General features: G+C 48.4%; 14 protein-coding genes. 8 read left to right on the top strand and 6 right to left on the bottom strand.

Annotation, left to right across the window (positions count from 1 at the left end):
* The first annotated feature begins 17 nt into the window (after nt 1-17).
* The 3 genes from BW42_RS12160 to BW42_RS12170 all read left to right on the top strand — a co-directional run bounded on the left by BW42_RS12160 (nt 18) and on the right by BW42_RS12170 (nt 4167).
* Nucleotides 18-1763 (top strand): CDP-glycerol--glycerophosphate glycerophosphotransferase, encoded by a 1746-nt coding sequence (locus tag BW42_RS12160; protein ID WP_035411700.1) that lies wholly within the window; start codon nt 18-20, stop codon nt 1761-1763.
* Nucleotides 1760-2818, top strand: coding sequence for an acyltransferase family protein (locus BW42_RS12165; protein ID WP_035411519.1), 1059 nt, complete (start codon nt 1760-1762; stop codon nt 2816-2818). Before BW42_RS12160 ends, BW42_RS12165 begins: the two co-directional genes overlap by 4 nt.
* A gap of 152 nt (nt 2819-2970) precedes the next feature.
* Entirely contained in the window at nt 2971-4167 is a 1197-nt protein-coding gene (locus tag BW42_RS12170; protein WP_035411522.1) for a tetracycline resistance MFS efflux pump, read from the top strand.
* Between the two features lie 79 nt (nt 4168-4246).
* Here BW42_RS12170 and BW42_RS12175 read toward each other — a convergent pair whose 3' ends face one another.
* The 3 genes from BW42_RS12175 to BW42_RS12185 all read right to left on the bottom strand — a co-directional run bounded on the left by BW42_RS12175 (nt 4247) and on the right by BW42_RS12185 (nt 5745).
* Nucleotides 4247-4546, bottom strand: coding sequence for a hypothetical protein (locus BW42_RS12175; protein WP_035411525.1), 300 nt, complete (start codon nt 4544-4546; stop codon nt 4247-4249).
* A 67-nt stretch (nt 4547-4613) separates the two neighbouring features.
* Entirely contained in the window at nt 4614-5066 is a 453-nt protein-coding gene (locus tag BW42_RS12180) for a DUF4385 domain-containing protein (protein ID WP_035411528.1), read from the bottom strand.
* Between the two features lie 49 nt (nt 5067-5115).
* Nucleotides 5116-5745: a TetR/AcrR family transcriptional regulator gene (locus BW42_RS12185; protein ID WP_035411532.1), complete on the bottom strand. Its 630-nt coding sequence runs from the start codon at nt 5743-5745 to the stop codon at nt 5116-5118.
* Nucleotides 5746-5853: 108 nt separating this feature from the next.
* Between BW42_RS12185 and kynU the strand changes: the two genes are divergently transcribed.
* The 4 genes from kynU to kynB are packed head-to-tail and all read left to right on the top strand — an operon-like array spanning nt 5854 to nt 10021.
* On the top strand, nt 5854-7131 hold the full coding sequence (kynU, locus tag BW42_RS12190) for a kynureninase (protein ID WP_035411535.1): 1278 nt from the start codon (nt 5854-5856) through the stop codon (nt 7129-7131).
* Nucleotides 7132-7141: 10 nt separating this feature from the next.
* On the top strand, nt 7142-8521 hold the full coding sequence (locus BW42_RS12195) for an amino acid permease (RefSeq protein WP_035411537.1): 1380 nt from the start codon (nt 7142-7144) through the stop codon (nt 8519-8521).
* A 23-nt stretch (nt 8522-8544) separates the two neighbouring features.
* Nucleotides 8545-9384, top strand: a complete 840-nt coding sequence (gene kynA, locus BW42_RS12200; RefSeq protein WP_035411540.1) for a tryptophan 2,3-dioxygenase — start codon at nt 8545-8547, stop codon at nt 9382-9384.
* Nucleotides 9385-9397: 13 nt separating this feature from the next.
* Complete coding sequence (gene kynB, locus BW42_RS12205) at nt 9398-10021, top strand: arylformamidase (protein WP_035411543.1); 624 nt, start codon at nt 9398-9400, stop codon at nt 10019-10021.
* A 37-nt stretch (nt 10022-10058) separates the two neighbouring features.
* On the opposite strand, the gene BW42_RS12210 is transcribed toward kynB, so the two are convergent.
* From BW42_RS12210 to cydD, 3 genes are all read right to left on the bottom strand, one after another.
* On the bottom strand, nt 10059-10697 hold the full coding sequence (locus BW42_RS12210; protein WP_035411546.1) for an alpha/beta hydrolase: 639 nt from the start codon (nt 10695-10697) through the stop codon (nt 10059-10061).
* A gap of 124 nt (nt 10698-10821) precedes the next feature.
* The gene (gene cydC / locus BW42_RS12215; RefSeq protein ID WP_035411549.1) at nt 10822-12531 is read right to left on the bottom strand and encodes a thiol reductant ABC exporter subunit CydC; all 1710 of its coding nucleotides are present in this window, start codon (nt 12529-12531) and stop codon (nt 10822-10824) included.
* Nucleotides 12528-14258 carry a thiol reductant ABC exporter subunit CydD gene (gene cydD, locus BW42_RS12220; RefSeq protein WP_035411552.1) on the bottom strand — a complete coding sequence of 577 codons (1731 nt, stop codon included), beginning with the start codon at nt 14256-14258 and terminating at the stop codon, nt 12528-12530. The genes cydC and cydD overlap by 4 nt, the downstream gene beginning before the upstream one ends.
* A gap of 208 nt (nt 14259-14466) precedes the next feature.
* Between cydD and BW42_RS12225 the strand changes: the two genes are divergently transcribed.
* Entirely contained in the window at nt 14467-14949 is a 483-nt protein-coding gene (locus BW42_RS12225) for an Rrf2 family transcriptional regulator (protein WP_035411554.1), read from the top strand.
* Nucleotides 14950-14966: the final 17 nt, after the last annotated feature.

Raw genomic sequence — 14966 nt, forward strand, 5'->3', positions numbered from 1 at the left:
TGACAGAAGAGACAATTATGCCTACTTTACATGCCGAGGTCACCTACTTAGAGTTAGCCGGAACGACGTTTCGTTTCGAAGCACGTTTAAGCGGGTTGACTGATTTTTTGCACGCCGAACAAACATTATTTGAAAATCCTATATCGCATCAAACTGATTCCGAGGAACCGATCGACGACTATATTCAGTCTGAACCTGCTGAAGTATCGGTACCGCTCGAACGTGCCATCGTTTTTCGGAACAAACGAAATAAACGGACATTTATCTGTCGTTTTCCGTTTGAAGGAGACTGGACGGAAGAGTCCTTTACAGGCGAATTAAATTTGAACCATATTACGCCAACGGGTCGACCATTGCCGATGGGTTATTTTGATGCTTTTTTTGCCATCGTGCAAGGAAAGACGATCTTACATGAAGCGCCTTTTGGTGATACACGTTCACTTATCCCTGTCGCTTACCGCGTTGATACGAAACATAGTAACGCGTTGATCTTACTTGAGTACGAACTTGTCGTGAAGTATTCGCAATACAGCAACTCTTTAGGTTTCCATTCCCTGAAAAAAGGCGAAACGAAACGTCTAATTCAAGTCATTAACCGGTATAAAAAATGGAAGAAGAACATGAAAAAGCGGGCGTTCAAGTTCCGTCGTTTTACGTTCAAGGCGATTTATAACGTTACGAAATGGACCCAACCGATCCAAGAGAATAAAGTCATCCTCGCTTCCGACTCACGGAGCGATATTAGCGGTAACTTTGCCTATATCTTGGATGAAGTCGAGCGTCGCAATCTCGATCTTGATGTGAAGACGTTCTTCAAACCGAATCTCCAGTCTCGCCGTGATTGGCGTGATAAGTTTACGCTGCCATATCACTTAGCGACAGCAAAGACGATTCTTGTCGATGACTTCTATCCGATGATCTATCCATTGAATATTCGTAAAGGCAGTGACCTCGTTCAAGTCTGGCATGCCGTTGGCGCCTTCAAGACGTTCGGTTACAGTCGCCTCGGAAAACCAGGTGGTCCAAGTGCGAACTCGCTCAGTCACCGGAACTACACGAAAGCGATCGTTAGCTCTCATAATGTCGCCCGTCATTACGCAGAAGGTTTTGGTTTACGGGAAGATCAAGTCGTCGCGACCGGTATTCCTCGGACGGATATGTTCTTCGATCAACCGTTCATCGAGGAAGCGAAAGCACGTATTTATGAGGAATATCCAACCTTCAAACAAAAGAAAGTCATCATGTTTGCTCCGACATTCCGAGGAAATGGTGCGAAGAGTGCTTATTATGATTTTGATCAGCTGGATCTCGATGCATTGTATGAAGCACTTCATGAGGAGTATGTCTTTGTCCTAAAACTCCACCCGTTCATCCGTCGTCGGATGGAGATTCCTGAAGTCTATGCCGACTTCTTCCTTGATTTGACGGATCATCGTGAAATCAATGAATTGCTGTTCGTCTCAGACATTTTAATCACGGATTACTCATCGACGTGCTTCGAGTTCTCTCTATTGAATCGACCTATGTTGTTCTTCGCGTACGATCTTGAAGACTATATCTCAAAACGCGATTTTTACTATGATTTTGAGGAATTCGTACCTGGTCCGATCGTCAAGACATCAGAAGAGTTGATTGAGCGAATTAAAAATCAAGACTTCGAAATGCACAACGTCAAAGCATTCGCGGAGTACTTCTTCGAGCATCAGGACGGGAAATCGAGTGCCCGGTTCGTTGATCAAATTCTGCTTGGTGAAAAAAAATGACCACTGCTATCAAACCAGTGACCGCTCCTATGTACGATCATTGGCTTGGAAACTATAAAGTGCTACTCATTTTCACGGTTGTCTTTGGTCACTTGATCGAGACGTTCCGTGACTTACCAGGAAATGATGTCGTCAAGATGGCGTATAACGTCATTTACCTGTTGCATATGCCAGCCTTCATCTTCATGAGTGGCTATTTCTTCAAACAAGCGCGACCACAACGAATCATCGCGTTCGTCGTTCTCTATTTTCTCTGGCAGTCGATTCACGAAATTTATTTATCTTACACGCAGGATGACTCCTTACGGGAAATGCTCGACGGATTACTTCATCCACTCGTTCCGAACTGGACACTTTGGTATTTGCTCGGCATTATCATTTGGCAGACCGTCACACCGGCTTTTCTAGCGATGCGTTTTCCGCTGATCGTCAGTGTCTTATTCGCCTTATTGATCAACGCCAATCCAGATTCGATCACGAACTTCCTATCATTACAAAAAGTCGTCAGCTTTTATCCGTTCTTCTTGATGGGGTATCTCGTCAAGAAGCGTGACTGGTTAACTGATACCGGTTGGCGAAAACAGATGACAGCACCGATCGGGCGGTTGACCGGACTGATCATCTCACTCTTGATTGCCGTCTTCATGATTCTCTGGACAAAAAACGGGTTTGACACGGTCTGGCTCTTTTACCGCGATACGTATGGTGAATTCGAAGTCCCGCTCCTCAAGGGAGTGGCAATCCAACTGTTTCTTTACGCCATCAGCACTATCATGATCTTCTCCGTTCTCCTGCTCGTACCGCATCGGTCGTTCGGTGAACGGTTCGACCAGATCGGAATTCAGACGCTCGCGATCTATTTGATCCACTCGTTCATCGTTCGTTTGTTCCGAGATTCGGTTCCACCAGCCATTACAGAGTCACCACTGTTATTGATTGGACTTTCTTTCTTACTCGCTACCGGATTCGTCTGGTTGCTGTCGAGTCGACCCGTCGTGACGATTTTCCGACCGTTGCTGTCACCGAACGTCAAATGGTTATTCAAAAAAGAGTAATAAGTTTGAATTGGCTCTATCCTTCTTGAAGGATAGAGTCTTTTTCAAATCATCGACTCGTCTACATTGACAGACGCTTTAGCTTGAATCTAAGATAATGAAGGTGAAACAAATAACCGCTTACAAAAAGCGGGTCGAAAGAAGGGGTCCCCTTGCACGCGGATCAACGAAAAAAATTAACGGTCCTCATGATCAATATGTTTATTGCGGTCGGGAGCTTCGGGATCATCATTCCGATTTTACCCGCTTACTTAGCGTCGATTGGACAAGGTGGAACGGCGGCTGGATTAATGATTGCCATCTTTGCCGGAGCACAGCTCGTCATGTCACCGATTGCTGGTAAATGGGCAGATCAATATGGTCGTCGTAAGATGATCATCTATGGATTGATCGGCTTGACGCTCTCGATGTTTGTCTTCTATTTCTCAAACTCTGTCACGGTTCTCTACATCTCGCGCGCAATCGGTGGTGCCGGTGCCGCACTCCTGATTCCAGCGATTTTTGCTTACGTTGCGGACATCACGACGATGGATCAACGTGCAAAAGGAAACAGCTATGTCTCAGCTGCGATGTCACTCGGGATCGTCATCGGTCCAGGAATTGGTGGATTCCTTGCCGAGTATGACTTAAAATTGCCGTTGCTCATCTCAGCGATCGTCTCGGGTGCAGCTGTCTTATTCAGCGTCCTGTTACTTCAAGAAAGCGAACAACACGATGCAACAGCGATGGCACCAGATGAAGGGTCGATGCTTAAGAAACTGGGGGCATCGTTTAAAAAACCGTACTTCGTACCGCTCGTCATTACACTCGTCATGAGCTTTGGTCTCATGGCATACGAATCGGTACTCGGTCTGTTCGTTGATGATCAATTCGGTGCTTCACCGAAGGACATCGCGATCATGGTGACGTCAACTGGAATCATCAGCGTCATTGCTCAAATCTTCATCGTCGATAAGTTATCCCGTAATTTAGGCGAAGGAAAGGTCCTGAACCTGTTCCTGTTCATCGCAGCACTCGGCTTCCTGTTGTCATTATTGACATCAAGTTACGGTGGATTCTTTGCGATTACCCTCGTCATCTTCCTTGCGACATCGATTTTACGCCCCGTCTTGAATACGATGATTTCAAAGCTCGCTGGTAATGAGCAAGGCTTTGCTATGGGAATGAACAATGCCTATATGAGCATCGGGAACGTGCTCGGACCGACGCTTGCCGGTGTACTGTATGACGTCAACATTCTCTATCCATTCGCACTTGGTCTGATCTTCCTCGTCGTGACGTTCATCGGATCATTCATCTGGCAAAAACGTCAAGCACGATTAATTGCCAAGGTCGAACAGAGTTCTTAAACGAATCAAAAATAGCCTCGATCGCTCTATCCTATTGGACAGAGTAATCGAGGCTATTTCCTTTATCCCTATTCGTTCGTCATACGAATTGTTCCTCCGTTACTGACACGAGCAGTTTTGCAGCGATTTCTGTTAACAAGAAGACGAAGACGACTCCTGTAAAATCCAGCGTCAACCATGGCATCAGACCACAGCCGATCAAAAACGTCCCAATCATTAATGGACGATATGACGAAAAGGATGGTCGCTTCGGACGGATACTTAAAAGGATGCTCACAATACCAAGCATGATAAGCCATATCAATGAAATATCATAGAAAAAGTGATCGACCAGTAAAAACAGACCGATCGGATACAGCGGAATCCACCAACGGTTCATCCTCATGCCTCCCGTTTTCTTTTCAGTATCGCATGGTTTGAATGGATTCCCTTTATTTTGAAATGACTTATCCGTACTTCTTTTGATGCGCACGTTTGAGTTCGAGGTATTCTTCGTCCGCGCGAATCAAATCCCATTTTTCTTGGAAGATGGCCGCGGATTTTGCTTTTTCTTCGTCGATCTCGCGTGTGTGCAATTCTTTGGTCTCTTTATCTTTATATTTGCGCCCACCCTTGTAGTTCGCGTAACGTCGCGCGCGCGTATGCCCCATCTGAATGAACTTCCGCGCCATATCCATGCCGACGAAGTCCCCGTCTTCTTTATAAGCTAAATACATCTCATAAATTTTCTCAGAGGATTCCTTCGCGATGTCCGGCGTCTTAAAACGCCAATGTGGCAAAATCTCACTTTTATAGGGTTCGACGAGCAAGACCCCTTGCTCCCCGCGTCCAACCCGGTATTTTTCCGGCTCCTTGCGAAAATCCGTCGTCTTGAAATCGAGATCGTAATCAAATGGCATCCCGGTCACGCTCCCTTCTACTTTGAAACGTTCCCTTCCTATCCGTTCATCAATCCTCGATCCGGTAGAGTCCTTGCGTATAAATCGTCGCTAAGACGTGTGCGATCTCTTCAATCGTCGCTGTTGCTTCTTCACGGACGACTTCGAATAAATACATCTCGTTCGCGAAGAACCAGCCACGGGCGACGAGCTTCGAATCGACATCTTGTCGCGCGAGTCCTGTCTCCTGAGCATATTGAATGTCCTGACTGATCCGATCAATGAAGCGTTCTCGAATCGCTTTCCATTTCGCACGGACGATGTAAGAGACGCCGATTGCTTGCTCAACGATCCGTAGCATCGCTCGTTCTTCTTCCGCGAGACGTAAGAAATCCGTAGCTTGCGTCACGATACGTTCCTTTGCCTCTAGCGGCGTCGTCGGTTCAAATGTTCGTTCCGCAATCGCATGGAAACGACTCATGACATCTTCCATCAGGACGACGAGCAACTCATCTTTCCCTTCAAAATGCACGTAGGCTGTTCCGTAGCCGACGCCAGCTTGTTTGATCACTTGTGAAATCGTTGCCGTTTGAAACCCTTGTTCTAAGAAGACGTCACGTGCCGCACTCAACAGTTTTTCGCGTGTCCGCACTGTGCGCAGATGCCGTTTATCGATTTTTTCTGGTTGAGAAGATGACATGTCCTTCACTCCTTTTGTTTTCTCTATTCGATAATATTGACACAATGTCAATTTGTTTGCTACGCTTTTGTCAAAATTGATTGAGTATTCATTTGAGGAGGATGACGTATGACATTACAAGCAAAACGGACGGATGCCGTTGCTCGGGACGATCAAGATGTATTGTCCACCTATCGTGATGAGTTTTATCTGCAACCGGGTAGTATCTATATGGACGGAAACTCGCTCGGTTTATTATCGAAGCGTGCCGAGAAGACGTTGCTCGAGTCGCTATCAGACTGGAAAGAACTCGGAATCGACGGCTGGATGAAAGGACGTCATCCTTGGTTCGAATTATCAGAACGTCTCGCTGCCCTCAACGCTCCGCTTGTCGGCGCACAAGCGGAAGAAGTCATGGTCACCGGTTCGACGACCGTCAATCTACATCAACTCGTCGCGACATTCTTCCAACCAACAGAAGGACGAGATAAGATTTTAGCGGATGCGCTGACGTTCCCGTCGGATATCTATGCTTTACAAAGTCAGCTTCGTTTACGCGGACTGGATCCGGAGACACATCTCGTCCAAGTACCAAGTCATGATGGTCGCTTTTTAGAGGAGGACGATATCATTGCCGCGATGACAGACGATATCGCTTTGATTGTCTTGCCGGCGGTGCTGTACCGAAGCGGACAGATTCTCGATATGGAGCGTTTAACGAAAGCGGCACACGACCGCGGCATCTTGATTGGTTTTGATGGCTGTCATTCCGTCGGAGCCGTTCCGCACGCTTTCCATGACTGGGGCGTCGACTTTGCTTACTGGTGTAATTACAAGCACTTGAACGGCGGTCCTGGAACAGTCGGTGGATTATTCGTCCACGAACGTCATTTCGGAACGTTGCCTGGGCTGACGGGCTGGTTCGGTTCGCGCAAGGACAAGCAGTTTGACATGGATCACACGATGACACCGGCCGCGCACGCAGGTGCCTTCCAGATTGGAACACCACACGTCTTAAGTCTCGCCCCACAAATCGGTGCGTTAGAGATGTTTGACGAAGTCGGTATTGAAGCCGTCCGAACGAAGTCACTCGCCCTGACGCAGTACATGATGGACCTTGTCGAGCAGGAACTCATACCGTACGGTTTCGTCATCGGAAATCCAATTGACGATAAACGCCGTGGGGCGCATCTCAGCCTCGAGCACCCGGAAGCGGCGCGGATCTGTAAAGCACTCAAGGAAAATCGGATCATCCCCGATTTCCGGGCACCGAACATTGTCCGTCTAGCACCCGTCGCGCTTTACAACACGTTTACCGATGTCTATGACGTCGTCGCGACACTTAAACGAATCATGGAAGATAAAGAATACGAACGTTTCGCGAATGAACGCGAAGTCGTTGCTTAAGGAGTACACCATGGAACAACCTACTGAACTACGGCGTGAACTCAAGACACGTCAACTCACGATGATTGCAATGGGCTGCGCGATCGGTACCGGTCTCTTCCTCGGAAGTGGGCTTGCAATCGGGCTTGCTGGACCGAGCGTTTTGATCAGTTACGCAGTCGGCGCCTTCATCGTCCTACTTTTAATGGGCTGTCTGGCTGAAATGACGGTCGCTCATCCGACATCTGGCTCGTTCGGTACGATTGCCGAACGATACATTAGTCCGTACGCGGGTTTTCTCGTCCGCTATTCGTACTGGATCGCAAACGTTCTCGCAATCGGCGTTGAAGTTAGTGCGATCGCCATCTATATGAAATACTGGTTCCCGGACGTTCCCGGGGTCGTCTGGATTCTCGTATTCGCTGCCGCGTTGATTTACATCAATGCTACGACAGTCAATACGTTCGCAACCTTTGAGTACTGGTTCTCGGTCATTAAGATTAGTGCCATCTTACTGTTCATCCTGCTTGGTGCTTACTTGGTCATCGGTAGTCCGAGCCCTGAGATCGGTCCACAAAACTTCACGAATGATGGTGGCTTCATGCCATTCGGCTTCTCGGGTCTCTGGATTGCGATCTTCATCTCCCTTTTCAGTTTCCTCGGAACGGAATTGATTGCTGTCACTGCCGGTGAAGCAAAGGACCCGGACGTTGCCGTACCGAAAGCATTGAAAGCGACAGTCTTCCGTCTCTCGACGTTTTATGTCGTCACGATTGCTTTAATGTTGATGATTGTCCCGTGGCAACAAGCAGGCGGCGTCGATCAAAGTCCGTTCGTCAAAGTAATGGAGATGCTATCGATTCCATATGCAGGCGGTATCATGAACTTCATCATCCTGACAGCAGCGCTCTCCGCGATGAACAGTCAGCTGTATGCTTCGACACGGATGATGTATTCATTATCCAAGGCAACGTATGCGCCAAAAGTATTTGGTCGTTTAAATCGAAAAGGTGTACCGCTCTTTGCACTCGCCTTATCAACACTCGGCATTTTTCTCGCAGCGATCATCAGCAGTCAGTCGAGCGTCTCTTATCCGTTCATGATGGGGATTTCGATGTTCGGGGCGATTTTCACGTGGTTCATGATTTTCATCTCCCACCTCTACTTCCGTAAAGCCTGGGAACGTGAAGGTGGACGGACGTTACCGGTTCGGATGATGGGCTATCCGTATCTAACGGCTCTCGGTGCATTGTTGTTATTCGCACTCGTCCTGACGACATGGTTCACAGATTTCCAAATCGTCTTGAAGTTTGGTATACCGTGGTTAGTGTTCTTATCTATCGCCTATTTCTTCTGGAAACGGGCGCATCCAGAACAACTGAAGACCGCTGAAAAACGAAAACTGAATTAACTCGATAAAGGGGATGAATGGGAATGACAAAGACAGATCCTACGTCTATTGAAGCATCGATTCAAACGGATTTTAAGAAAGATATGTCCTATGGGGATTATTTGCAACTGGATCCATTGCTTACGAGTCAACATCGCTTATCAGGTCATCACGACGAGATGCTGTTCATCATCATTCATCAAACGAGCGAGCTATGGATGAAGCTGATCCTGCATGAGATGCGTGCAGCGACGCAAGCCGTTGCAAACGATGATCTCGAATCATCGTTTAAGATGCTCGCACGGATCTCAAAGATTCAGCACCAGTTGATCCAGTCGTGGAATGTTTTGTCGACCTTGACCCCTGCCGAATATCTGGAATTCCGTGACGCACTTGGTCACTCATCCGGTTTCCAATCGTATCAAAACCGGCAAATCGAATTCGCGCTCGGTTTCAAGAATGAGCAGATGCTAAAAGTTTATGCACATGATGAAACACTTTATCCGATGATGCTCGAAGACTTGAAGACACCAAGCATCTACGATGAAACGATCCGGGCGATGGCGCGCCATAGGCTACCGATCGACGCGTCCGTCCTTGAGCGTGATGTCACGGAAGACTGGACACCAAATACAAGTGTCGAGGCCGCTTGGGCAAGCGTCTATCGTGATGTCGAGCGGTACTGGGATCTGTATGAACTCGGTGAAAAACTACTGGATATCGGGAGCCAGCAACAGATGTGGCGCTTTAACCATATGAGTACCGTCGAACGGATCATCGGACAAAAACCAGGAACGGGCGGTTCGTCTGGTGTCAGTTATCTACGGCGTGTGCTCGACCACCGGTTCTTCCCAGAACTGTGGTCGGTCCGCACGACATTATGAGGAGGATGAAACGATGACACGATGGATTGATGTTTCACAACCACTTGATCGTCACGTCACGACGTGGCCGGGGGATACACCTTTTGAAGCCACATTGACATGGAATAAGGCAGACACCGGTTCCGTTAACGTCGGCAAAGTTACGATGAGTCTGCATACCGGTACCCATGTCGACGCGCCGTTTCATTTTGATGATGCTGGACAAAAAATCATCGACCTGGATCCAGACCTCTATATCGGACATGCGCGTGTCATTTACTTACCAGGTCGTACAGAAATCACAGCCGCTGATTTAGATGGCTTTGAGCTAAATGACGTCCAGCGCTTGATCATCAAAACGGATGGTTGGATCGACAAATCGACTTTCCCAGAGACGATTCCTGTGTTGACACCAAGTCTTGCTGAACGTCTCGGAGAACTCGGGATTTCGCTGATTGGTCTTGACTTACCAAGCGTCGATGCGATTGATAGCAAGGAAATGGCAGCCCATCACGCACTGGCACAGCATGGAATCCATATCCTCGAAGGACTCGTCCTCGATGCGATCACGCCTGGTAATTACCACTTGAATGCCGTCCCGCTCCCGCTCGTCGACGGCGATGGTAGTCCCGTTCGCGCCTTACTTCGCCCATACTAAAAAATCCGTCCAGCAGCCTCTCTGCTGGACGGATTTTTTACTGATGTAGCGGTTCGAATAGACTGGCTTCGATCTGACGAATGACATGTCCGAGAACTGCAAGTGACGAATCGACCTCAAATCCTTGGTCTAGTGAATGATTCGCTCCTTCGATAACATCAATCATTAATTGTGATGTCCGACACGTTTCAAGTGCTGCCTCATCATAAAACTTATCGGCCGTGCCAATGACGATCAGTCCAGCTTGCGTCGAGGCGGCGATTTGTTCGACCACTTCATTTAGGACGGGTGTTAAGAAAACGAAGCGTGCTGTCTGTAGACTCGGCTTAGCAAGTAACGCGGCAAGCGGAATCGTGCCTAACGATTTTGCGATAAACTGAACGTTTTCGTATGGATGCGTCGCAAGCACTTCCGAGACGACAGCGTCGACTCTACGGGTCATGCAGGCATTTGATTCAGCGTCTGACATCGAAAATAGATCTTCTGTCACATAGTGAATGCAGATGACATCGATGCCTCGCGCGAGTAATGCCATTCGACTGTAGTAAAAGTATGGATGGTCGTATACGTACGATGCTCCCGAAATCAAGAAGCAGACCTGTTTGGATCCCATCTGAAAATGATCATATGAAACGGTCGACTGATCGACAACGATGGATGATTGTTCGATATGCATAAAATCCCCCTATGTTTTTTCTAGACTTTACCATTTCAGAAGTAGACTGTCATGTCTTTTCAGTTCTTCCAAGCTAAATAAAAAAGGCAATGAACCTTACTTGATTCATTGCCTTCCATACTTTTTATCCAATTGGAGCAAACACAGATTGTTCGACTTGTTTTAACTCATAAAATGCCCCTTGTCGTGTCATCAATTCGGCATACGTTCCGACTTCGATGACTTGTCCTTGATCCATGACGATGATTTGATCCATCGCTTCAAGACCCGCTAAGCGGTGGCTGACGAGCACGAGTGTCGCATCCGTTGCTCGCGCAAACAGTCGCTTGAGAATCATCTGTTCCGTCAAAGCATCAACGGATGACGTCGGTTCGTCAAGCAAGTAAAGCGATGCTTCTCGCAAGAGCACGCGGGCAATCGCTAGCCGCTGTTTTTCTCCTCCGGATAAGTTCTCTCCTTTTTCAAACACACGATCACTCAACTCGAATGTCGTTAATCCGACATCGTCGAGTGCTTGTCGCATCGCTTCGTCCGTCGCTGCTTCGTTTGCGAGCAGTAGATTATCACGAAGCGTTCCATAAAAGTAGTGATTTTGTTGCAGGACGACATTCGCGTGCTGCCAGAGTCCTTCCGGATCAACCGTCTGACTGTCCTGTCCAGCAATCGTTAATCCGTCCGTCGGATACATCCGTAACATCAATTGAAGTAACGTGGATTTCCCGGAACCACTCGCTCCGACGATTGCCGTCTTCTTACCAGCCGGAATCGAAACAGTGACGTCACGTAAGACTGGACGGGGTGCATCAGGAAACGTAAACGTCAGCGCATTCGTTTCAAAGGACGGTGCCTGATCGAGGACGAACGGAGCGTACGTCGGCTCCTCTTGCTCAGTCACGACTTCATCGAGTCGTTTCGCAGCATGGCGGCTATCTTCAAAAAAGCCGGGTAAGATCGCCATCGGTGCCGCATTTTCAAAGACGGTCAGCGATGTCATGACGAGTAAAGCGAGGAAAACTCCCTCGAGTTGTCCGCTTGCGACGAGATAGGCACCCACACCGAGGACAAGCCAAGAGATGATCAACGTCACCATCGTATTCAAGGCCAGGTTCGAGACAGCGTGTAAACCATTACGTTTCTCTTCCTCGACATACCGTTTCGCGACGGCATTCAAGTCCTGTTCCTTTTGGTCGAGCTGTTGGTAAATCTTCAAATCACGATAGCCTTGGAATAACTCTGTCACTTCTGTCGACAAGTCACCACGTCGAACACGGACTGAACGGGCGAAGCGTTGTTCACGGTACGCGAACCATGCCGGAATCAAGAAACCGGTCAAAATTAAACCAAGCAACAGAATCCCGGCAATCGTCCATGAGAAGAAACTGACGAAAAAGATCGTACAGAAGAAGACGAGCAGTAACACGATCGGTGGATAGAGGACACGTAAGAACGTATTTTGTAGACTCTCGACATCCCCGACGATCCGCGCAAGTAAGTCACCACTGCGGTACTTACCAAAAATCCCTGGCGCAAGCGGCTCGAGACGACGGTAAAATGACGTTCGGATGTCACTAAGGATCGTAAACGTCGCCCGGTGCGAATAGTAACGTTCCGCATACCGACTGACGGCGCGCGTCAGACTCGACACTTTTTGCAGGGCGATCAAGACGGCGAGTGTCTGGATCGGTGGCAACAAGGCTGCCTTTGAAATCAGGTAACCACTTGCTGCGAATAAACCGACCGCTGTCACACCGGCGAGGACACCGAAGAAGATCGACCAGGCGATATCGCGTTTTTGATGCACCATCAACCGAAAGACTCCTAATAATTCCTTCATCGTGTTTCCTCCCCTCTCTGGACGCTACGCATCCGCGCATATTCCGAATCGCGACCAAGCAATTCATCATGGGTGCCACGATCGACGATTCGTCCGCCGTCGAGAACGACGATTTGATCCGATCGTTCAATCGTATGCAAACGGTGCGCGACAGTGATGACCGTTGCCGATTGTCCGAGTTGCTCAATCGCTTGTTGGAGCAGTCGCTCCGTTTTGACATCAAGTCCAGTCGTCGGTTCATCAAAGACGACGACGTTCGGTCGTTTCAAGAACGCTCGCGCTAACGCAACACGCTGTTTTTCGCCACCCGATAGACCGCGTCCACCTTCTCCGATCACCGTGTCGATCCCTTCAGGCAACGTCGCAATCAACTCCTCGAGCCCTGCCGCCTGCGCCGCTTCGAAAATCTCTTCCGGCGTCGCTTGACGAAGCTCACCAATCGCGATGTTTTCTGCCAGTGTTCCGGCATACAGATACGGATGTTGAGAAATGTAGCTCAACTGACGGAACCAGCTTGTTTCCTCCACCTGACCGCGCTCGGTTCCGTCGAGTAGGATCCGTCCTTCTTGTGGATCCGCGAGTCCGGCAATCAACTGCAAGACGGTCGATTTACCGGCCCCACTGCGACCGATCAACGCTACCTTTTGATACGGCTCAATCGTAAGCCCGATATCTTGCAAGGCAAAACGTCCTTCTTGGTACGTAAAGCCGACTTCATCCAAGACGATTTGTGGTGGACGATTCATCGTGAGTTCCGATTGACCGAATGCAACAGGACGATCGTCTGCCGTCAATTCGGCTGCGATTTGTTTCGCTGCTGCCACACTACCGCGTCCCGTGTGGAAAGCAGCCCCCATCTCTTTTAAGGCAAGATAGTATTCTGGTGCCAACACGAGCATCAAGAACGCTGGGATAAAGGTGATGCTTTGAAACAGAATCAAACGCAGACTGACTTCAAGTGCAATCATTCCCATGCTGAGCATCGAGACGAACTCAAGCATCAATGACGACAAGAAGGCGAGCTTCAAGACCGTTAATGTCGCATCTCGGAAATCGAGACTGCTTTTTTCGATGACGTCACGCTGTCGTTTCGCGCGACCGAATAACTTCAAGGTCGTCAGTCCTTGTAACGTATCGAGGAACGTTCCTGAGAATGCCGTCATCTTCTCGAGTTGAGCATCGGCCCGCTTTTGCGTCATGATGCCGATGATGATGTAAAACAACGGAATGAACGGCGCCGTGATCATCATGACAAGACCCGTGATCCAGTCATAGCTGAATGCCGCAATCAAGACCATCAAGGGAACGATCGTCGTCTGGACGACTTTCGGCAAATATTGACTATAGTAGCTGTCCATCTCGTCTACTGCATCGAGCAAGACACTGACCTTCTGTCCCGCTTGCCCTTGTAGCATCATCTCGACTGAGCGACTCGTATATTTCGCAACGAGTGCTTCTCGAAGCGCCTGCTTCATGTGTGCCGATAACGTCGTACCAAGACGACCGTTCCAATACGTCACGGCGACTCGGAGCAACAACATACCGAGAACGGTGAGTAGTAACGGAATGACAGCTTCAAACGGTTGTTCTTTTAGGAAAATGCGATCGACCGTCAACACGATGCCGTATGACTGACCGACGACCGCGACCCCCATTAAGAAAGCTGCAATGATGAATTGAATGAGAATACTACGTGGAATCTGGACGATTCCTTTTAATGGATTCATATACAAACGTCCTTTCACAAAGTGTGAACGACTTTTAGTGAATATTTTCACATATCGTACATTTAGTATACCGAATCCGGAACGGGGATGCCATGCAGATGCTGTCGAAAAGGTGTGACGGTTTTGTGAGAGCATATCATTCGACAATTTTTCATCATCGAACTATTATGGATATACATTATCCACGTTTAACGAAAGGAGTCTTTCTATGCAAATGAAAACAGGAGTCGAGCAATCCGTTTATGCGATGTTGCTCTTAACCTTCCTGCCGGAGCGCGCCGTTTTGTCCGGTGAGTTCATTAGTCAGCAACTCGGTGCTTCACCGACCTATTTCCAAAAGCTCTTACGAAAACTCGTTCAGGCGGATCTGTTGTATTCCGTACCGGGTGTCAAAGGGGGCTTTCGCTTACGACGTCCGGCAGAAGAAATTCAAATCTTCGATGTCTATCAAGCCATTGAGGGCAAACAGACATTGTACGCGTCAAGTGGTGTCTTTGAAGATTTGATGGGGATTCAGGAACAGGAGATCGGTCTGCTCTCGAATCTGATGACAGAGGCAGAAGATGCTTGGCAATCGACGTTGAAGCGCGAATCAATCGGCTCGATCCGTCAAGCAATCGATACCTCCTGTCCACCGGAACATTTAGAACGGTTGCATGCGTTAATCACAGACCGGATGATGACACTTTAATGAACAGAAAGAGGTTT

The sequence above is a fragment of the Exiguobacterium sp. RIT341 genome (assembly GCF_000632205.1).
Lineage (GTDB): Bacteria > Bacillota > Bacilli > Exiguobacteriales > Exiguobacteriaceae > Exiguobacterium_A.